This is a genomic window from Kutzneria sp. 744, assembly GCF_000568255.1.
Taxonomy (GTDB): Bacteria; Actinomycetota; Actinomycetes; order Mycobacteriales; family Pseudonocardiaceae; genus Kutzneria.
In genome coordinates, this window is sequence record NZ_KK037166.1 from 9,944,804 (window position 1) to 9,964,218 (window position 19,415).

The 19,415-nt window shown below is 71.4% G+C and carries 16 protein-coding genes and 2 pseudogenes; 7 read left to right on the forward strand and 11 right to left on the reverse strand.

All coding sequences use genetic code 11. The annotated features are described in order from the left end of the window. Positions 1-2,679 (forward strand): WD40 repeat domain-containing protein (locus tag KUTG_RS65505; protein WP_255360985.1); only part of this gene is annotated, 2,679 nt, incomplete at its 5' end. On the opposite strand, the gene KUTG_RS66770 is transcribed toward KUTG_RS65505, so the two are convergent. Then, a complete protein-coding gene (locus tag KUTG_RS66770; RefSeq protein ID WP_369794591.1) occupies positions 2,655-2,885 on the reverse strand; it encodes a hypothetical protein in 231 nt (76 codons plus the stop codon). The two genes, KUTG_RS65505 and KUTG_RS66770, sit on opposite strands and share 25 nt — an antisense overlap. Positions 2,886-3,324: 439 nt before the next feature. On the opposite strand from KUTG_RS66770, the gene KUTG_RS66775 reads away from it, so the two are divergent. Further along, the gene (locus tag KUTG_RS66775; RefSeq protein WP_369794678.1) at positions 3,325-3,975 is read left to right on the forward strand and encodes a PLL family lectin; all 651 of its coding nucleotides are present in this window, start codon (positions 3,325-3,327) and stop codon (positions 3,973-3,975) included. Between the two features lies 1 nt (position 3,976). Here KUTG_RS66775 and KUTG_RS64680 read toward each other — a convergent pair whose 3' ends face one another. Then, a complete protein-coding gene (locus KUTG_RS64680; RefSeq protein ID WP_232241286.1) occupies positions 3,977-4,333 on the reverse strand; it encodes a hypothetical protein in 357 nt (118 codons plus the stop codon). A gap of 130 nt (positions 4,334-4,463) precedes the next feature. After that, positions 4,464-5,345: pseudogene (locus tag KUTG_RS66780) on the reverse strand (FAD-dependent oxidoreductase); the annotation flags it as partial. Between the two features lie 74 nt (positions 5,346-5,419). On the opposite strand from KUTG_RS66780, the gene KUTG_RS45490 reads away from it, so the two are divergent. Continuing rightward, on the forward strand, positions 5,420-6,322 hold the full coding sequence (locus KUTG_RS45490) for a cupin domain-containing protein (protein ID WP_043726138.1): 903 nt from the start codon (positions 5,420-5,422) through the stop codon (positions 6,320-6,322). Here the strand turns inward: KUTG_RS45490 and KUTG_RS45495 are convergent. After that, positions 6,304-9,126 (reverse strand): WD40 repeat domain-containing protein, encoded by a 2,823-nt coding sequence (locus KUTG_RS45495; RefSeq protein ID WP_052396181.1) that lies wholly within the window; start codon positions 9,124-9,126, stop codon positions 6,304-6,306. The genes KUTG_RS45490 and KUTG_RS45495 overlap by 19 nt on opposite strands. A gap of 282 nt (positions 9,127-9,408) precedes the next feature. Here KUTG_RS45495 and KUTG_RS59775 point away from each other — a divergent pair, with 282 nt between their 5' ends. Both KUTG_RS59775 and KUTG_RS54785 read left to right on the forward strand, forming a co-directional pair. Continuing rightward, positions 9,409-9,708 (forward strand): hypothetical protein, encoded by a 300-nt coding sequence (locus tag KUTG_RS59775; protein WP_157495246.1) that lies wholly within the window; start codon positions 9,409-9,411, stop codon positions 9,706-9,708. A 98-nt stretch (positions 9,709-9,806) separates the two neighbouring features. Further along, positions 9,807-12,332, forward strand: coding sequence for a Xaa-Pro dipeptidyl-peptidase (locus KUTG_RS54785; protein WP_052396182.1), 2,526 nt, complete (start codon positions 9,807-9,809; stop codon positions 12,330-12,332). 9 nt (positions 12,333-12,341) lie between these two features. Here KUTG_RS54785 and KUTG_RS45510 read toward each other — a convergent pair whose 3' ends face one another. After that, a complete protein-coding gene (locus KUTG_RS45510) occupies positions 12,342-13,775 on the reverse strand; it encodes a serine/threonine-protein kinase (protein WP_232241288.1) in 1,434 nt (477 codons plus the stop codon). Positions 13,776-14,005: 230 nt separating this feature from the next. Here KUTG_RS45510 and KUTG_RS45515 point away from each other — a divergent pair, with 230 nt between their 5' ends. Then, positions 14,006-15,100: an SGNH/GDSL hydrolase family protein gene (locus KUTG_RS45515; RefSeq protein ID WP_198047555.1), complete on the forward strand. Its 1,095-nt coding sequence runs from the start codon at positions 14,006-14,008 to the stop codon at positions 15,098-15,100. 1 nt (position 15,101) lies between these two features. On the opposite strand, the gene KUTG_RS45520 is transcribed toward KUTG_RS45515, so the two are convergent. The 6 genes from KUTG_RS45520 to KUTG_RS45540 form a co-directional block, all read right to left on the reverse strand. After that, complete coding sequence (locus KUTG_RS45520; RefSeq protein WP_157495247.1) at positions 15,102-15,287, reverse strand: hypothetical protein; 186 nt, start codon at positions 15,285-15,287, stop codon at positions 15,102-15,104. 67 nt (positions 15,288-15,354) lie between these two features. Then, complete coding sequence (locus KUTG_RS45525; protein WP_232241289.1) at positions 15,355-15,516, reverse strand: helix-turn-helix domain-containing protein; 162 nt, start codon at positions 15,514-15,516, stop codon at positions 15,355-15,357. A 16-nt stretch (positions 15,517-15,532) separates the two neighbouring features. After that, a complete protein-coding gene (locus tag KUTG_RS45530) occupies positions 15,533-16,153 on the reverse strand; it encodes a hypothetical protein (RefSeq protein ID WP_043726146.1) in 621 nt (206 codons plus the stop codon). Further along, complete coding sequence (locus KUTG_RS62450) at positions 16,120-16,503, reverse strand: hypothetical protein (protein WP_198047556.1); 384 nt, start codon at positions 16,501-16,503, stop codon at positions 16,120-16,122. Before KUTG_RS62450 ends, KUTG_RS45530 begins: the two co-directional genes overlap by 34 nt. Further along, entirely contained in the window at positions 16,500-17,462 is a 963-nt protein-coding gene (locus tag KUTG_RS45535; RefSeq protein WP_052396184.1) for an ATP-binding protein, read from the reverse strand. The genes KUTG_RS62450 and KUTG_RS45535 overlap by 4 nt, the downstream gene beginning before the upstream one ends. Before the next feature lie 64 nt (positions 17,463-17,526). Then, positions 17,527-18,525, reverse strand: coding sequence for an NAD-dependent epimerase/dehydratase family protein (locus KUTG_RS45540; RefSeq protein ID WP_043732952.1), 999 nt, complete (start codon positions 18,523-18,525; stop codon positions 17,527-17,529). Between the two features lie 85 nt (positions 18,526-18,610). On the opposite strand from KUTG_RS45540, the pseudogene KUTG_RS62455 reads away from it, so the two are divergent. Next, positions 18,611-19,415, forward strand: a pseudogene (locus tag KUTG_RS62455) (hypothetical protein); the annotation flags it as partial.

The window sequence follows — 19,415 nt, forward strand, 5'->3', positions numbered from 1 at the left end:
GGCCGACAGCGTCTTCGACGGCTTCACCGAGGCAAGCAAAAGATCGCCCAGGACCTGTTCGTGCGGCTGTGCGTGCTGGGCGAGGGGACCGAAGACACCCGGCGGCGGGTGCCCCGGTCGGAGCTGGACCCCGGGGCCGGCGACGTGATCAGCCGTCTGGTCGACGCGCGGCTCATCGTCGCCGACCGGGAGTCGGTGGAGATCACCCACGAGGCGCTGATCCGCAGCTGGCCGCGGCTGCGGCGCTGGCTGTCCGAGGACCGCGACGGCCTGCGGATCCACCGGACGCTGACCGAGGCCACGGCGGCGTGGGAGGCGATGGACCGCGATCCGTCGGCGCTGTATCGCGGGGCTCGGCTGAAGCAGGCGCTGGTGTGGCGGGCCACGGCCTCGCCGTCCACGCGTGAACGGCAGTTCCTGGACGCCAGCGAGCGCGGCCGGCACGCCGAGCTCACCGTGGCGCGGCGGCGGAGCCGGCGGCTACGGCTGCTCATGGCCACGGCCGTGGTGTGCGCGGTGGTCGCCGCCGCCGCTGCGGTGGTGGCCCGCAACGAGCGCACCACGGCCCTGAAACAGCGTGATGACGCGCTGTTCCAACAGGTTCTGGCCGAGTCGGACTGGCTGCGGGACCGGGATCCGGCGATGTCGGCGCAGCTGGCGTTGGTGGCGGGACAGATGCGTCCCGGCGACGACGCGGTGCGGACACGGCTGCTCAGCACCCAGACCGCCACCCTGGCGGCGACCCTCGGCACGCACACCGGCAACGTCTACCTCACGTCGTTCAGCCACGACGGCACTGTGCTGGCCTCCGCGGCCGACGACGACACCGTGCGGCTGTGGGATCCGCGGTCCAAGACCGCGCTGGGGTCGCTGCCCGGCGACCAACACGGTTGGCTCAGCGCCGCCGTGTTCAGTCCCGCCGGGAATGTGCTTGCTGCCGCTGGCAAGGCCGGGACCGTGCAACTGTGGAACACGGCCGACCCTCGGCGGCCCGTGCGCTTCGGGCCGCCGATTTCCGTTGGCAGCAGCGTCTATCTGCTGGCCTTCAGCCCCGACGGCCGGCTGCTCGCGACCGCGAACAACGACCGGACCATCGGCTTGTGGAGCGTCGCCGACCCCGCGCATCCCCGGTCGGTCGGCGTGCTCCGCGGCCACACCGGCGCCGTGCGGTCGGTCGCGTTCAGCGGCGACGGACGGCTGCTCGCCTCCGGCGGCGACGACAAGACCGTGCGGCTGTGGGACATCTCGGAGCTGGAGCATCCGGTTGCCCTGCACGAGCCGCTGGCCGGCCACAACCTGCTCGTGCACTCCGTGACGTTCAGTCCGGACAACAGGTTCGTCGTGTCCGGCAGTCAGGACGGCACCGTGCGGATCTGGGACGTCGCCACCGGGGCGCTCGTCGGCGCGCCCCTGACCGGGCACACCTCGGGCGTGTGGTCGGTGGCGTTCAGCCACGACGGCAGCATGCTCGCCACCGGCAGCGCCGACGGCACCGCCGGCCTGTGGAACATGTCCGATCCCGCCCATCCCGCGCTGCTGGCCCGGGCCACCGCCGGCGGCGACGTCTACACCGTCGCCTTCGCCCCCGACGACAGCCGGCTCGTCACCGGCAGTTCCGACGGCATAGTCCGGCTCTGGTCCCTGCCCACCAAAGTGTTGCTGGGGCACCGAACCACCGTCGACGCGGTCGCCTTCCGGGCCGATGGTGGGCTTCTGGCCACTGGCGGGCTCGACGGCTACGTGCGGCTGTGGACGGGGACCACGCTCGCCGCCGAGATCCCGCCGCCCGCCGGGCAGGTCGCCTCGTGCAGCGCCAGCTGCACCGACATCGAGATCAGCCACGACGGGAAGGTGCTGGCGGTGTTGAGCCAGGCCAAGGTCCTTCGGCTGTGGGACATCTCCACGCCGTCGCATCCCGTGCAACTGGGCGACGGGCTCACCGTCAAGACGCCCTACCGCGCCGCCTTCGCCTTCAGCCCCGACGGGCGGGTGCTGGCCGTGCCCGAGGACGAGCACGTCGTGCAGCTGTGGGACGTGACCGATCCTCGGTTTCCCGTCGCCGTCGGCCGCGTCACCGGCGACATCGGCGGCAACGCCATCGCCTTCAGCCCCGACGGGCGGATGCTCGCCACCGTCGACGCCGACCACAGCATCCGGCTCTGGGACGTCACCAACCGCTCCGCCCCACGGCCGGCCGGACGGCTGGTCGGGCACTCCAGCAACGTCGTCACCATCGCCTTCAACCCCGCCGGCCGCATGCTCGCCTCGGCCGGGGCCGACCAGACCGTGCGCCTGTGGGACGTCTCCCACCCCGGCGTTTCCGTTGCCGTGCAGGGACATACCCAGTCCGTTTCCACCGTCGCCTTCAGCCCCGACGGGCGGGTGCTGGCCAGCGGCAGCATCGACAAGACCATCCGCCTGTGGAACGTCACCGATCCCACCCACCCCACCGCCCTCGGCGCCCCCATGCCCGCCCTCACCAGCCGCGGCGCCGGCCTCACCTACAGCCCCGACGGCTCCCTGCTGGCCATCACCGACGACGCCAACGCCGTGCAGCTGCTGGACCTGGACGACGGGCACGCCGTCACCCGCATCTGCGCCACCACCGACACCCCGACCCCCGACCAGTGGCGCCGCTACCTGCCGACCCTGCCCTACGATCCGCCCTGCGCCGAGTGAACCGGCGGTCGCTCGACCGGGTGGGCGACCGGTGGTGGCATGATGCCGGCGTGACCAGTCACGGCATTTGTTGACATGGCAAGGACACTCTGGCGACGGGCCCGGCGGAGACCGGCCGACGTCGACCACCCGCGGATCGTGGTGTCGACGAACACCGCCAACACCATCATCGGCGACCCGCAGCACGCGCTCCAGGCGCAGATCATCAACGGGTCGGTGTACTTCGGGATCCGGCTGCGGTGGCTGATCCTGGCGCTGATCGTGGCGGTTGTCGTCAGCGCGACCGGCCTTGTCGTCTACATCTTCCGCATTCCGATCTGGAACTTCCTCTATCCGCCGCCCGCCGCTCCCGCCGCCGGCACGGCCCCGTCGTCGGGCGCGCAGGCCGTGCTGCTGGGCGACGAGACCCATGTGTTCGAGCGTGACCCCGCCGGGAAGCTGTTGCACATCGTCAGCACGCCACGCGGCCGGCGCTCCGAGACCTGGCCGATCCCGGTCGTCGGCAATCCCGTCGCCGTGGCGATCGGCGACGAGATCTCCGTGTTCGGGCGGGCGCCGGACAACTCCTTGCGCCACATCACCGTCACCAGAACCGGGCATGCCGACGAGTCGTGGGGCGGCCCGATCCTCAGCGATCCGGCGGTCGTGCCGTGGAACAACCAGCCGCACGTCTTCGCGCGCGGCGCCGACGACACCCTCCAGCACTTCTGGCCCGGCCACCACGACTCCTGGGGCGGGTCGCTGGCCGGACGGCCCGCCGCGATGTCGTTCAAGGGCAAGCGTTACGTCTTCGCCCGTGACGGATACGGCATGCTCTACCGCTGGTCGCGTCCGGACGACACGTCGACGATCAGCCGCACTCCCTGGGGTGGGCCGGTGCTCGACGACCCCGCCACCATGAGCACCGACGAGCAGCAGCACATCTTCGCCGTCGGGGCGGACGGCACGCTCCAGCACTACTACGAGGGTCCGTCCGACACCCAGCCCCTCCACGACGTCTGGAGCGGCCCGCCGCTGACCGGCGTGCCCGCCGCCGTTGTCATCGGCGCCAGCCAGATCGTCTTCGCCCGCGGTGCGGACGGCAGCCTCCAGTACTTCGACTGGACGGCCGGCGGCGACCCGCCCTTCCATCAGACCTCTTGGCACGGCACGATCTCCGACACCCCGACCGTTCTCGTCGACCCCGCCGACCGCATCACCGTCGTCGCCCGTGGCCCCGACACCGTGAACCACTGGCAGCTGGTCGACAACGGCCCGGAGGTCATGTCCGAGCCCTGGGGCCGGGTCGGTCACTGAGCTACCGCACGACCTTGTCGAAGACCTCGTTGAGGGCCTCGGTGGAGCTGGGGTGGGTGTAGATCGAGTCGCGGAGCTCGGTGGCGGTGATGTCGTGCCGCATGGCGAGGGCGACGGTGTTGACGATCTCCTGGGCGTCGATGCTGAGCAGGGCGGCGCCGAGGACGAGGTCGGTGTTGGCGTCGACGACGAACTTCATGACGCCACGGGTTTCCTCGACGGTGTAGGCGCGGGGCATGGCGATGATGTCGGCGACCATTTCCCGCGACACGGTGATGTCGAGGTTGCGGGCGCGGGCCTCGTGCTCGGTGAGGCCGACGGTGGCCAGCGGCGGCGTGATGAACAGGGTGTGGGGCACGGCGATGCGGTCGGTGGTGGCGCGCTTGCCGTCGCCGAGGAGTTTGGTCGAGCACGATGCGGGCGTCGTCGAGGGAGATGTAGGTGAACTGAGGGCCGCCGTTGACGTCGCCGAGGGCGAAGATGTGGGGCTGGCTGGTGCGGAGGTGCTCGTCGACCACGATGGAGCCGTTGGGCGCGGTGCGGACGGCGGCGGCGTCGAGCCCGAGGCCGGCGGTGACGGCGCGGCGGCCGGTGGCCGGGAGAACGGCGGCGGCCTCGATGGTGTGGGTCGTCCGGTCCTTTGTGTACACAACCTTGTTGTCGGCGACCTCGACGACCCGAGCGCCGGTGACGACCTGGATGCCGTCGCCGGTCAGGATTTCCGTGACGACGGAGGCGATGTCGGCGTCCTCGCGGGGCAGCAGCTGGTCGGCCGCCTCGATCACCGTGACGTCGGCGCCGAAGTGCCGGTAGATGGAGGCGAACTCCAGGCCGAGGTAGCCGCCGCCGATGACCACCAGGCTCCGGGGGAGGTCGGTGGCGCGGGTGAGTTCGGTGCTGCTGACCAGGAGCGGGCTGTCGGCCAGGCCGGGGATCGCCGGCAGGACGGGCTCGGAGCCGGTGTTGATCAGGATCGTCGGCGCGGTCACGGTGATCCTGTCGTCGCCCTCGCCGACGGCCACGGTGTGCGGGTCGAGGAAGGTCGCGGCGCCGGTGATCACGGTCGCGGTGTCCTTGCCGTCGAGCGACTCGAAGTTGCCGGCACGGAAGGCGGTGGTCAGCTTGCGGACGCCGGCGACGGAGTTGGCGAAGAACTCCTGCGCGTCGTCCTCCAACCGTCGCGAGTTCGAGTAGTACACCAGCATTTTCGTCGGCACACAGCCGACGTTGGGGCAGGTGCCGCCGTACATGTTCTCGGACCGTTCGACCAGGATCACGCGGCGGCCGGCGTCGGTGAGCGCGTGGGCGGCGGCCTTGCCGCCCTTGCCGAAGCCGACGACCAGCACGTCCGCGGTGAGGGGAGTAGCCATGCCGCCGAAGCTAGGCCGTCCGGTGTGATACAAACAGACCTGTCCGAACCAAATTTCTGCCCGAGAGTCTCATCATGGACCCGATCAGCCGCCTGCTCCGCATGGCGCGGGTCAGGGCCGCCATCGACAAGCGCTGCCTGTTGAGCGGCGCCACCCGCATGGACGTCGCCCCCTACCGCGAGCTGGAGACGCCGTTCCACGTCCTGCTGGACGGCGAGTGTGAACTCCATCTCGGTCCTGACATCCTGCATCTGCGTGCCGGCGACGTCGTGCTGATCCCCAGCGGCTCGCCGCACCGGGTGATCACTCCCGGTTCCGGCCGGCAGCGAGGCACGACCGAGACCGCCGGCGACGCTTTCGTGACGACGCACAGCAAGCGTGGCGGTGCGGCGGTCATCGACCTGTTCTGCGGGCACTACACGTTCGATCCGGGCGCCGGCGCCGTCCTGTCGCGCAGCCTGCCCGAGCCGCTGAAAGTCTCTTTTGGACAGTCCGCCGCCGAGCTCTCGATGTTGAGCGCGTTGATGCGCGGAGAGGCGCAGCGCGAGGGAACCGGCACGGCCGCGGTCCTGTCGGCCCTGTCCACTGCCTTGCTGGCCATGGTCCTGCGCTCCACCGCCACGCCCGCGTTGTGGACGGCCGTCGCCGATCCGCGCATTGCCGCCGCCATCTCGGCGATCTTGGACGACCCGGCCGCCGACTGGTCCATCGCCCGCCTCAGCCAGGCCGCCACCATGTCCCGGGCCACGTTCCTCCGCCATTTCGGGCAGGAGACCGGCATGACCGTCGGTGTCTTCCTGGCGCGGGCCCGGATCATGGCCGCCGCCGAGCTGCTCGACACCACCGACGCCACCGTCGCGTCGGTCGCCCTCCAGGTCGGCTACCAGTCCGAATCCGCCTTCTCGCGGGCGTTCCGGGCCGAGGTCGGCGCCACCCCGGCCCGGTACCGCCGCGACCGTCAGCAGGGCGGCTGGTAGGACACCCCCGGCAGGTACTTCGCCCACTCCTCACGGGTGATCGTCGGCTGCGCGATCTGGCAGGCCCGGACCTGGGCCCGCGCGGGGTCGGTCTCCCACAGCTGGGCGGTGTGGTCGTCGCTGGCCGTGACAAGGGTGTGCCCGTCGGGGGAGAAGACCGCGGCCTCGACCGCGCCGGTGTGGCCGGTGAGAAGGGCGGATTCGACGGTATGACCGGGATTGCTGACGTCCCAGAGTCGGACCGTGTGGTCGTAGCTGCCGGTGGCCAGCAGCCGCCCGTTCGGGCTGAACCCTACGGACGAGACGACGTCGGTGTGTCCATCGAGGACAAGGGGCTTCCTGCCCGGGGCCGAGAGATCCCACAGCCGGGCGGTCTGGTCGTCGCTGCCGGAAGCCAACAAGCGGCCGTCGGGGGAGAAGGCCACGGCGTCGACGAGATCGGTGTGATCCCGGAGCATGGTGGCCGGCCCGGCATCGCCGACGTCCGACAGGCGGATGGTCATGTCGTCGCTGCCGGTGGCCAGGAAGCGGCCGTCCGGGCTGAAGGCGACGGGCTTGACGTTGTCGGTGTGGCCGGTGACGGTGCGCAGCTCGGACCGGGTGGCGACGTCCCACAGCTTGGCCGTGTTGTCGTAGCTGCCGGAGGCCAGCAGCTTTCCGTCGGGGGAGAAGGCCAGGGAGAAGACGTTGTCGGTGTGGCCGGTGAGCTCGGCCAGCTTCACCGGACCGGCGACGTTGGACAGGTCCCACAGGCGGACCACGCGGTCCCGGCCGCCGGTGGCCAGCAGCCGGCCGTCGGGGCTGACGGCGACGGCGTCGATGGTGTCCTTGCTGGCCTCGATGCTGGCCAGCTGCCGGGGATGGTCCATATTGGACAGATCCCACAGCAGCGCATGGCGGTCGAAGCCGGCCGTGGCGAGAAGCTTGCCGCCCGGGCCGAAAGCGACGGCGGCGACGTCCTGCTGGTGGCCGCGCAGCGGAATGGCGACGGCGCTGATCAGCGCGTCCCGGTTGTGGCGGGTGGGGCTCATCCGGTACGCCGCGAGGGCGAGCTGGGCGGCGAGCGCCGCATGGTCGGTGCGTAAGGTGACGGCCTGGTCGGCAACCTGTTGCGCCAGAACGACATCGCGTTGCGCGGCGATCTCCTGGTTGGCGTTCATCGCCGTCACGGTGGAGATGGTGGTGATCACCAGCAGCGCGGCCAGCACGACCAGCAACACGCGCTGGAGCCTGATTCTTCGGCGCACGGCGACCTGCTGCGCCGACTCGGCGGCCAGGCTGGCCGCCAGGAAGTCACGTTCCCTTGTGGTCAAAGCGGAATCGGCGAGCTCGCGGGCCTGGGCCAGGCGGATGCCCCGGTAGAGGGCATCCGGGTCGCGCCGCAGCGACTCCCACACCGCGGCGTCGTCGGCGACCTGCCGATGGGCCCGCAGCGAGTCGCGGTCGGCGGCCAGCCAGGATCGCAGCCGCGGCCAGTGCTTGATCAGGGCCTCGTGGGTGATCTCGATGGTGCCCTGGTCCATCGTCACCAGCCGGGCCCGCACCAGCTCGTCCAGCACGGCGCGGACGGCCGGCTCGTCGTCGAGCTCGTCCAACGTGATCCGGCGCTTGGTGTCCTCCGTGGTCTCGCCCAACGCCGTGAGACGCAACAGGATCTGCTTGACGACGTCGCGCTGCTCCGGGTCGAAGCCGTCGTAGACGCTCTCGGCGGTGCGGGCGATGGCATGGTGGATTCCGCCGGTGGCGGCGTAGGCGGACAGGGTGACGGCAATTCCCCGGCGCCGGCGCCAGGTTTCCCGCAGGGCGTGCGAAACCAGCGGCAGGGCGCCGGGCTGATTGCTGGCGTCGGCCACCAACCGGACCACCAGGGCGGTTTCCACCGAGCAGCCGGCCGTGGCGGCCGGCTTCATGATGGCCTCACGCAATTCGTCCGCGGTCATCGGACCGACCAGCACCTGCCCGCCGCGCAACGCCTCCCGTAGCTCGGGATGGTCGCCGCAGGGTCCGAGGAAGTCGGCCCGGACGCCGAGGACGACCCGCACACGGCTCGGCTCTGCGGTCGCGGCGGCCACCAGCGCCCGGATGAACGCGGTGCGCTCCACTGGATCGGTGCACAGCGTGAAGACCTCCTCGAACTGGTCGACGACCAGGAGCAGGTCGACGGGCCCGGCGAACGCCTGCCGGATCCGCAAGTGCAGATGCGCGGGATCGTCGACGAACTCGGCCTTGAGGACCACCGCCGACTCGCCGGTCAGCTTGGCCATCCGAACGGCGCACTCCTCAAGGGGATGCGGGCCGGGGGACAGCAACAGGATCGGCTGCGGGCCGTCGCCGGCGACGCCCTCGTCGCGCGCGACGGCTGCCAGACCGGCGTGCAGCAGGGAGGACTTGCCGGAGCCCGAGGCCCCGAACACGCCGACGAACCGCCGTGCGGCAACCTGTTCACGCAGCTCGGCCAGCAGGGCGTCGCGGCCGTGGAAACGATCGGCGTCGCCGATGCGGAACGGCGACAACCCCAGGTACGGCGCGTCCGACTCGACCGCGGGCTCGTCCGGCGCCTCCTTGTCGGCGGCGACTTCGCGCCAGCGCTGCTCCCACTCCTCGGTATCGCCGTCGCACGCGGCCACATAGGCCAGCGTCACGGCCAGTGTCGGCAGCTTGCGCCCGCCGGCTGCCTCCGACAATGCCGGCGCCGAGTAGTGCGAGCGCCGGCTCAGCTCCCGATAGACCGGATTTCCCGCCGCCTCACGCAGTTTTCGCAGGTCGGCGGCAAATCTCAGCAGCGGCGTGTCGCCGACGTCCAAAGGACGCTCTCCGCGTGGCACTACGCACCCCCCGGTTCGTTATCCCTCATCCCCGGGATCCATTGTTCAGCATTGATTATTCATCGTCCAACTATCGATCGCTATCAACTGCCCACGCACTAGACAGGGGTGCCCGGCTGGGCGCGGGCGCGGTGCTCCGTCTGGCGTCGTCCGGTCATCCGCTGAGTGGTCGACGCCGGGTTCGAGGCGCGCAGACGTCCACTCGTTTGAACAGCCGGCGCCGGTCGACAACGTGGAATAAAGGGAGGAACAATGTCGAACATGGGGAGAGTGCTCGGCGTTTCATCGCTTTCCGCTCTCACCCTGGTCGGGTTCATCGTCGCCGCCGGTTATACCGCCTCGGCCGCGCCGCATTACTCCTGTGTGGTCGCCGACGGCGTGCAATACCGCACCGGCCCCGGCCTTCGTTATCCGGCCGCCGGCCTCACCGATCGGGGGCAGCGTTTCACCGACGGCGAGCGCGTCACGGACGGCAAGGAACGGATCGCCTGGACCGGCGGCGCCCTGCCGGGCCGCGGCCCCGAGGTGTGGATCGACTCCGCCTATCTCGGCCCCTGCTGACCGGGCCACCCGAGGGAAACCAACCGCCGATCGTCGGTTGTCGGGGCCGACCGTGGTCGGGAAGCATCCGAGGAACCCCTGCAACCACGGGAGCCTCGATGCGAGCTCTGTTCCCGGTCGTCGCCGCGCTGATCACGCTCGGCCTGGCGCTGCCCCAACCGGCGGCGGCCGCGACACCCGCCGCGTGCGTCAGCCCGCAGTTCGCGGACGGCGTGGCCCAGAACGTGTTCCCCGCCGACCAGACGACATGGGTGCGGGGCGAGGCGTGGGTGCAGACGCCGGACGACAGCGACCACGACGGCGTGCCGGACCGGGTGCACGTCGACATCACGCGGCCGGCCCAGACCGCCGATCCGAGCTGCCACTACCGGGCGCCGGTGGTGTTCGAGGACAGCCCGTACTACGCGGGCATCGGCCCGGCGGAGAACTGGCAGGTGGATCACCCGCTCGGCATGCAGCCGCCGCCGCGGCCGGTGACGCCGAGCTGGCCGGCCCGGAGCACGAGCCCGATCATCAGCACGATCTACGAGGCCACTTGGCTGCCACGGGGATTCGCCGTGGTGCACGCGGAATCGCCGGGCACCGGCCTGTCCACGGGCTGCCCGACCTCCGGCGGCCCGAACGAGACCCGCGGCGGCAAGGCGGTCGTCGACTGGCTCAACGGCCGCGTGCCGGCGTTCACCAGCGCCACGTCGACCGACAAGGTCAAGGCCGACTGGACCACCGGCAAGGTGGCCATGATGGGCACCTCCTACAACGGCACGCTGCCGGAGGCGGTGGCCAGCACCGGGGTCGACGGCCTGGCGGCGATCGTGCCGATCTCGGCCATCTCCGACTGGTACGACTACTACCGGGCCAACGGCATGGTCCGCGCCCCGTTCACCTTCCAGGGCGAGGATCTGGACGTGCTGGCCGATGCCGTCTACTCGCGCTCGGACCGGGCGGTCTGCCAGCCGGTGATCAGCGGGTTGGCCTCGAAGGAAGATCGCGTCACCGGCGACTTCAGCCCGTTCTGGAACGACCGCGACACCATGCGGGACGTGCGGAACGTGCACGCGGCGGTGCTGATGGCCCACGGCGACAACGACTTCAACGTGATGACCAAGAACATGGCCCAGTTCTACGACGCGGTCAGGGCGCGGGGCGTGCCGCACATGCTGTACTTCCACCAGGGCGGGCACGGCGGCGCGCCGCCGGACGTGATGGTCAACCGATGGTTCACGCGTTACCTGTTCGGCGTGCACAACGGCGTTGAGCAGCAGCCGAAGGCGTGGGTCGTGCGGGAGGCCAACGCCTGCCCGGTGCGGCAGACCACCTCCGTGGGCGACCAGTCCGACACCGTCACGCTCGCGGTCGCCGACTCAAGCCGACTGACCCTCGGTTTTGCCGCGTCGATCCCGGTCACCGCGGCCGACGGCACCGTGAAGAACACCTCCGCGCTCATCGCCAAGATCCCCGACCGGACGCACATCGCCCTGGCCGTGGCCGTCGCGACCAAGCCGGGCGAGCACGTCGCTGCCGATTCCGTGATCGGCTTGCCGTGCAGCAGCGCGAACCCCACGCCGTACGCCGAGTGGCCCGATCCGACAACGGGTGTTGTCACCGCGAACCTCGCCGCCGGCGCGCCCGGCGTCGGCGGCCTGACCCTGCGCCCGGGCAGCTCCGGCATCGAGACCCTGACCGACGACGCGACCGTGCCGGCCGTGACCTCGGCCAACGCCGCCACCTCCGGAACCCGGCTCGTCTACCAGACACCCGCGCTGACCGCGAACGTCCGGATCTCGGGCACGCCCTGGGCCTCGCTGTGGGCGTCGTCGTCGGCGTCCAGGGCCAACCTGACCGTCGCGCTGGTCGACTACCCGCCGACCGGCAACGGCACCATCCTCACCCGGGGCTGGACGGACCCGCAGAACCGGATCTCGGCCGCCACGACCGAGCCCGTGACGCCCGGCCAGTTCTATCGGCTTCGCCTTGACCTGCAACCGAAGGACGCCGTCGTGGTGGCCGGCCACCGGCTCGGCCTGATGGTGCTGTCCAGCGACCAGGAGGCCACGATCCGCACCACGCCGGGCACCAAGCTGTCCGTGGATCTCGGCCGCAGCACCGTGTCGCTGCCGATCGTCGGCGGCACGTCCGCCTTCGCCACGGCCGCGGGTGGCACCGACGTCTCCGCGCTGCGCGCCACCGTCGCCGGGCTCGGCCTGCCGGCCGGCCAGGCCCATGACCTGCTGAAGACGCTCGACAACACCCGTTGTCAGTCCCTGGACGACTTCCTGCGCACCGTGTTCGACCAGGTCGGCTCCGGTCGCCTGACCGTCGCCCAGGCGTCGGTGCTCCAGGCCGCCAACCAGGTCGAGCTGCAACAGGGCTGCTTCAACGCCGGCACGCTCGGCTCCTGGGTGACGCCCGGACGGGTCGGGCAGGCGTGGACGCGCGCTCCGCGCCAGGCCGCCGAACAGGACCTCCTCGACCTCGCCGCCGCCACACCCGACGCCCTGCACACCGTCGCCTCCGCCGGCCGGTCCGTCGTCAGCGGCCGTTCGGACACGTGCTTCAAGCTCCGTGGCGTGCACGGCGACGCCGGCGCCCGCCTCACCGACGAGCTCGGCTGTTCCGGTCGGTGACTCCGGAGGTCAGGAGGACTTGGCGATCACCGACTCCGTGAGCTGGCTGCCGTTGGCCGAGGACACGACGCAGTAGGCGTCACGGGCCCCGCCGTCGGGCTCGTCCTCGGTCTTCACGTGGTCCCACGCCTGGTTGTCGGGCACCAGCGCGCGGAAGCGCAGCGTGGAGTCCTTGTCCGTCGGGGCGATCTTCCCGCTGGCGAACAGCAGCGCGCAGTAGCCCTCCGCGCTGCGGGCCAACGCGTCCTGGCCCGGATAGGCGCCCTTGTAGTTCGTGTCCAGCGCGTCCGAGATACCGAAGACTTGGATGTCGTGCGGCTCGTCGCAGGACATCGACGCGGTGTAGGCGCGGCCGACTTCCATCGCGCCGCCGGCGCAGTAGCCGGTGTACAGCTTGAACTTCGGGATCTGGCCGCCCGGGCCGTAGGTCCACGTCGGCAGGATGGCCGGGGACGTGACGGCGGTGTCGGGCACGCCCAGCTTGCCGGACAGCCAACCGCCGCCGAAGCACGCCGCCGCCAGCACGACGGCCGCGCCGACCAGGGCGGCGATTCGCTTGCCACGCCTGGGCTTCGTCGTCATGGTGGGGGAGGTGATCTGGGTGGTGACGCCGGTTGGCCCAAGGCTCCCGGCCAGGTCCAGCAGGTGCATCGCCTGCTGGTGGGACAGGCGGGCCTCCGGCGAGGCGATGAGCAGACCCATCACCGCCGAGGCCAGCGGCCCTTGGCAGCGGCTGAGGTACGGCACCTCGTTGGTGACGGCGTACAGGGTGGCCGCGGTGTTCGCACGCTCGAAGGCGGCGTAGCCCTCCACGGCGTAGAACAGCGTCGCGCCAAGGGCCCACAGGTCGGTGGCCGGCGTCGCCACGGCGTGCTGGATGCGTTCGGGCGCAAGGTAGCCGGGCGAGCCGACGACGGCGCCGGTTGTCGTCAGCCGGGGGTCGTCGTCGATGCGGGCGATGCCGAAGTCGGCCAGCTTCGCGCGGCCGGACGGCAGCACCATGATGTTGCTCGGCTTGACGTCCCGGTGCACGATGCCCACCGAATGGGCGTTCTCCAGCGCCGACAACACCTGTTTCCCGAGGGCCGCCGCCGCGGCCGGTGGCATCGGGCCGTTGGCCGCCACCCACTGGGTCAGCGTCGGCCCCTCGACTAGCTCCATCACCAGGTACAGCCGGCCGCCGTCGCCGACCACGTCGAACACCGTGACCGCCGTCGGGTCGTTGAGCCGGCCCGCGCTGCGTGCCTCGCGCAGGACCCGCTCCTCCAGGATCTCCCGCTGCTCGCCGAGCAGGCCCTCGGGCAGCCGCAGTTCCTTCACCGCCACCGGCCGCCCGATGACGCGGTCCTCGGCCCGCCACACCACTCCCATGCCGCCCCGGCCCAACTCGGCCAGCAGGGCGTATCTGCCGGCTACCAGGCGCTGCGTCTCCGGTGTGGCCACGTGCGACATCCTCCAGGTCCCGACTGTGTGGAGTGGACAGTACATAACGGCCAGAACCGGGGATCACTTTCGTCGGTATTGACGACACATCGGAGCTTTCCTAGCGTGGGGGCTGCCGCCGCACGAGTGGTGAAGGGACGTGCTCGATGTCCGGACCTCTGCGTTCGGCGGCGCTGTTTGCCGCCTTGGCCCTCTTGTCCTCCGGTCAGGCCGATGCTTCGATGCCCTGGGTGGCGGCATGGGCAACCGGCCAGCAGTCCACCGCAACGCTGCCGGCACCTCCGACCTTTGTCGACCAGACCGTGCGGATGATCGTCCACCCGCGGGCCGACGGCCGGCTGGTGCGGATCCGGCTGTCCAACACCTTCGGCGATCGGCCCGTGACCTTCGGCCGCTCGACCGTGGGACTGAGCGCGGGTGGCGGCGCGGTGGTCACCGGCACGCTGCGGGCGGTCACGTTCGGTGGCGCCGCATCCACCACGGTGCCGGCCGGGCGTGAGGCGCTCAGCGATCCGGTGCCGCTCGACGTCAAGGCGGGCGGCGACCTCGCCGTCAGCGTCTATCTGCCGACCGACACCGGCCCCGCGACCTATCACCGGGCGGCGTACCAGACCAACTACGTCTCGGTGGCCGGCGACCACACCGCCGACACCGCCGCCACCGGCTTCACCACCACCGCCGGCCACTATTTCTTCCTCGACTCGGTCAGCGTCGGCGGCACCTCCTCGGCCGGGACCGTCGTCGCCCTCGGCGACTCCATCACCGACGGCTCCGGTTCCGCCGGCAGCTACCACCGCTGGCCCGACGTCCTCGCCGGCCGCATCCCCCGCCAATCCGTTGTGGACGAAGGAATCGCCGGCAACAAAGTGCTGTCCGACGACGCCGTGAGCGGGGCGAGCGTGCTGCACCGGCTCGACCGTGACGTGCTCTCCCAGCCCGGCCTGCGCACCGTGATCATGTTGGAGGGCATCAACGACCTCCGCAGCACCACGCCGCCGGCCACCGCCGCGCAGATCATCGCCGGCTACCGCCAGATCATCGCGCGGGTGCACGCCCGCGGCGCACGAATCCTTGGCGCCACCATCACTCCCGTCGAGGGCAGCGCCCGCTACGACGCGAACATGGAGCAGCAGCGGCAGGCCGTCAACACCTGGATCCGCACCAGCCGTGCCTTCGACGGGGTGGTCGATTTCGCCGCCACGCTGGCCGATCCGGCCGATCAGCTCCGGTTGCTGCCGGCGTACGACAGCGGCGACCACCTGCACCCCGACAACGCCGGTTACCAGGCGATGGGCAACGCTGTGGACCTCAAACTGCTGCGGTGAATCACGGTGTCTCCCCGTCGGCGGCCGGCTCGGTCATGCGGGCGGCGTCCAGGATCTGGAGGAGTTCCAGCCACCCGGTGAACGCGTGCTCGGCCCCGACGGCATTCCGTGCCCACCCCTGAATGGGCACGGCGTTCGGGACGAGCGCCAACTCGACCCGTACCGTCGGGGTTCCTGCCTCGCTCATGCCGGCCACGATTCCCGGCGGCGGGGCCGTGGGCATTGTGGTCGGCACCGCAATGTTTGCCCGTTGATCAGGCGGGCGGCTCGGCGATGGCCGCGCTGAGCTGAGCCCGGCCACGGATGGCGAGCTTGCGGTAGCTGGCGGTGAGATGGGCCTCGACCGTCCTGGTGGTGAGGAACAGGGCCTGCGCGATGTCACGGTTGGTGCGGCCGTCGGCGGCCAGGCGGGCCACGCGCAGCTCCTGGAGGTCAGCGCGTCCCGGCCGGAGACGGCGTCGCGGCACGGGCGTCACCCTCGGCCTCCACCAGCCGGCCCGCGTACCAGCATGAGTGTGAGCGGAGCATGGACAGGTACCGGTAGTTCCACACGTCGCCCAGCCGACTGCTCCACTCCGTCCCGCGGTCCAGCAGCGCCATGCCCTCGTCGTGACGGTCGCAGATGCCCAGCGCGGCGCTGGCGTAGTTGACCAGCATCCAGCCCTCGCGCACGGGAATCGAGCCCGTCGCGGCCCTGGTGGCCAGCTCGGCCACCTCGGCCGCCGTGCTCCTGCCCGTCGACACCGAGCCGAACGCCATGGTGGCCAACAACATCCGGACCTCTTCGGTGCTGCCGGTCAGCCTGGACGCGACGCCGGCCAGGCCGTCGAGCACGGCCGACGGCGGCTGCATGCTGATCATGTCGAGGGCGGCGAACGCGGCGTACATCAGCGGCGGCAGGTCGCCGCCGTACTCGGCGATCATGGCGCGGGCCCGCGCCGCGGTCTCGGCGGCCTGGGCCGAACGGCCGCTCTGCACGTGCAGGGATCCCTGTTCCAGCACCAGTCGGATGCGTTCGATCAGCGGCTCGGTGCGGGAGACGGCCTCGCCCAAATGTCCGCCGCCTCCGCGGTGCGGGCGGCCATGGCCAGCACCCGGCCCAGCATCGTGGCCAGTGGGCCTTTTTCCTGCTGCTGTGGTGGTTCCGCGCGGGCCCGGGTCAGGTAGGTCACGGCGGACTCGGGGGCGCCACGGCCCAGGGCGGACATCGCCGCGGCACGGAGCGTTTCCACCACCCACGGGTCGGATTCCGGCGTGGCGGCCAGCAGATGCGGGGCGAGCTGCTCGGCCCCGGCGTCGTCGGCGGCCAGCATGCGGGCCGCCCGCTTGTGCTCGGTGGCCCGCAGCAGGCTGCTGGAGTCGGCGTAGACAGCGTTGCGTACCAAGGGATGCACGAACATCACGGGGTGTCCCGCGGTGACGATGGACTCCCGCGCGAGTCCGTCCGCGGCGGCGGCCGCCGCCTCCAGCGACAGTCCGGCCAGGGCGGCGATGTGGCGCGGCTCGGCGGCCGTCTCCAGCACCGCCAGCGCCCGCGCGAACCGGACGGCATTCGCGCCGCCTCGGGCGATTCGGGCCAGCACGGCCCGGGAAATGGCGTCGGCCCGCAGCTGCGAACCCGATGCGCCTCGGCGGCGATCGGCCGGGTTCCGTTCTCCCGCAAGTTGGTGACGGCCTCGGCCAGCAGGAACGGATTGCCGCCGGTGGCGACGGCGCAGGCCTGGCAGAACTCGTCCTCGGCCTCGGCCGACAGGTCGCGGCGGACGAGAACGCCCACCGCCTCGTCGCTCAGCTGCCGCAGGCGAATCACGTGCGGCGCCGTGCCGCCCAGCGCGGCGCCGACCAGGCCGTCCAGGACCGGGCCGGGGCGGCCGGCCAGCAACAGGAGGACGGGCAGGTCGGCGATGCGCCGGGACAGGTGGGACAGGAACCGCAGCGAGGGCCCGTCGGCCCAGTGCAGGTCGTCGACCACCAGCAGCAGCGGGGCCGACGCGGAAAGGTTGGCGCACAGCCAGTACAGGCCGTACACCACATCGCCCTGGCTCGGGTCGGACCGACCGAACACCGGCTCGGCCAGCCCGGCCGCGCCGGCCAGCAGCTCGGCCCGGTCTTCCGTCCTCAGTGGTGGTTCGAACAGCTGCCGGACGATGGTGAACGGCAGGTCCTGCTCCAGTTCGCCGCCGACCGAGGTGAGCACCCGCAGGCCCCGGCCGCGGGCCTGCTCGCCGGCCGTGGCCAGCACCGCCGTCTTGCCGATCCCGGGCGGACCCTCGACCAGCACCGTCCGGCCGTGCCCGGCGGCCACCGCGCCGATCATGTCGTGGATCGCGGCCAGCTCGCGTTCCCGTTCGACCAGAGTCATGGGAGTCCATTCACGTCGTGCCGGCGCGACGGCCCACTCTAGCCGGTTTGGCGCGTATGCCGGATCAGTTTGCCGCCCATTCGGCGAGGACGCGCTGCTCCTTTCGGGTGTCCAGGCCGGGCGGCATGGTCGGAGCCGTGTCGAGCGTCCGCAGCCACGCCCAGGTGTCGTGGACGGACTCGGCGAAGGGCCGGGTGCGCAGGCCGCGGGCCGTGGCGCCGGCGGCCGAGACCGACCAGAAGCCGGCCGTCGCCGGGCCGTCCGGGATCCACAGCGGCAGCTCCGCCCAGGGCTGAACGCCTTGGGAGAACAGGAAACCCTCGTCCATCCACACAGGAGTGGCGTCGGCGCCGGTCGCCCTGACGCAGTCGTCGACGAGCCGGCCCATGGTGGTGTTGGGCTCGTCCGGGACGACGTTGTGCACGCCGCCGGCCCGCGCCTCGACCTGGTCCAGCACGAACGCCGCCAGGTCGCGGGCGTCGATCAGCTGGAGGCCCCGGTCGGGGTTGCCGGGCGCGAGCACTCGGCCGCCCCGCGCTGTCCGGGTCAGCCACCAGGGCAGTTGGCCGATGTTGTCGTGCGGGCCGACGACCATGCCGGCTCGCGCGATCACGCTGTCGGGGCCGTAGGTCTGCTCGACCGCCAGCTCGCAGCCCCGCTTGCGGACGCCGAGCCGGGTCAGGTCGGCCGGGTCTCCGTCCTCGTCCGCCACTCCGGGCCAGGTCGCGGCCGACTCGTCGACGCGCGGCGCGTCCCAGGACTGGTAAACGGCCGTTGTCGAGACGAACGCGTAGAACGGCGCCGCGTCGACCAGCGCCCGCGCGGTGCGCAGCACGTGAGCCGGGACCATGCCGCCCGGGTCGACCACCGCGTCGAAGGTGCGGCCCTCCAGTTCTCGTAAGCCGTCGTCGGTGGAGCGGTCGCCGCGGAGCGCCTTGACACCGTCGACGTCCGCGCCGGTCCGGCCGCGATTGACGGTCGTGACCTCGTATCCCCTGGTCAGGGCGTCTTCGACGATCGCGCGGCCGACAAACGCGGTCCCGCCCATGACGAGTAGTCTCATCCGGATCATCCCCCTTGTTGACAACAAGTGTTGTCGAGCCGGACCATAGTTGGGTCCGTAAACACTTGTTGTCAAGGAGCCGCCCGTGCTGTCCGACCAGGAACGCGCCGAGCTGGATGCTGCCGTCGAAAAGCTGGCCTGGACCTCGGCGCGGGCCTCCCTCGGCCTGCATCCCGAGCCCGGCTTCCGCTACGACGGCGACCCTCGGGAGCAGTGGCTGGCCACGCTGAACGCGCTGCTGGCCATCCGGGACAGCGCCGAGCAGTTGGCCGCCTCCGCCGCGCTGTCAGCCGCCCAGCAGGGCGCCGACTATCCCGAGATCGGCGCCGCGGCCGGCATGACCAGGCAGGGCGCCCGTCGCAAGTGGCCCGGCCTGGCCGGCATGGCCGACGCCCGTGAGATCAAGGCGGCCTGGTGGACCGCCCGGGGCGAGCAGTTCCTCGAATGCGTCCGGGCCGTGGTGCTCATCCCCGAGGCCCAGTCCCTGCCGTGGCTGAACGGCCTCCGCGGCCACCTGCTCTCGCTCGACGACGCGGCGCCGGGTGAGGCCCTCGACGCGATGTTCATCGACGCCTACACCGTTGCCTTGAACACCCCCACCCCGGAGGACCCCGCCGACGCGCGGCACCTCGGCCTGCTCGCCGCTCTCATGGCCGACGCCCGCGCCGCCACCAACGGCCTTTCGCCGCTGGTCCCCCGTAAGCGCAAGCCGTGCTCGACTCCGTACTGTCCGGCCGAGCCGGTGGTGGAGTTGCTCCGTGAGGACGGCGCTTTCCCGGCCGTGCCGGCTTGCCAGCCGCACGCCGTCGACGCGCTGCGGCATCCGTCCGCTCGCATCGTGAACGCCTTCCAGCCGGACGTTGCCCTGTCGCTGTTCGCCGAGGTGCGCG

Coding starts and splice junctions, on each gene's coding strand:
- KUTG_RS66770 (WP_369794591.1), bottom strand. CDS start 2,885: ATGATCTGCGCCTGGAGCGCGTGCTGCGGGTCGCCGATGATGGTGTTG.
- KUTG_RS45490 (WP_043726138.1), top strand. CDS start 5,420: ATGGACCCGATCAGCCGCCTGCTCCGCATGGCGCGGGTCAGGGCCGCC.
- KUTG_RS59775 (WP_157495246.1), top strand. CDS start 9,409: ATGGGGAGAGTGCTCGGCGTTTCATCGCTTTCCGCTCTCACCCTGGTC.
- KUTG_RS54785 (WP_052396182.1), top strand. CDS start 9,807: ATGCGAGCTCTGTTCCCGGTCGTCGCCGCGCTGATCACGCTCGGCCTG.
- KUTG_RS45520 (WP_157495247.1), bottom strand. CDS start 15,287: ATGAGCGAGGCAGGAACCCCGACGGTACGGGTCGAGTTGGCGCTCGTC.
- KUTG_RS45535 (WP_052396184.1), bottom strand. CDS start 17,462: ATGACTCTGGTCGAACGGGAACGCGAGCTGGCCGCGATCCACGACATG.
- KUTG_RS45540 (WP_043732952.1), bottom strand. CDS start 18,525: ATGAGACTACTCGTCATGGGCGGGACCGCGTTTGTCGGCCGCGCGATC.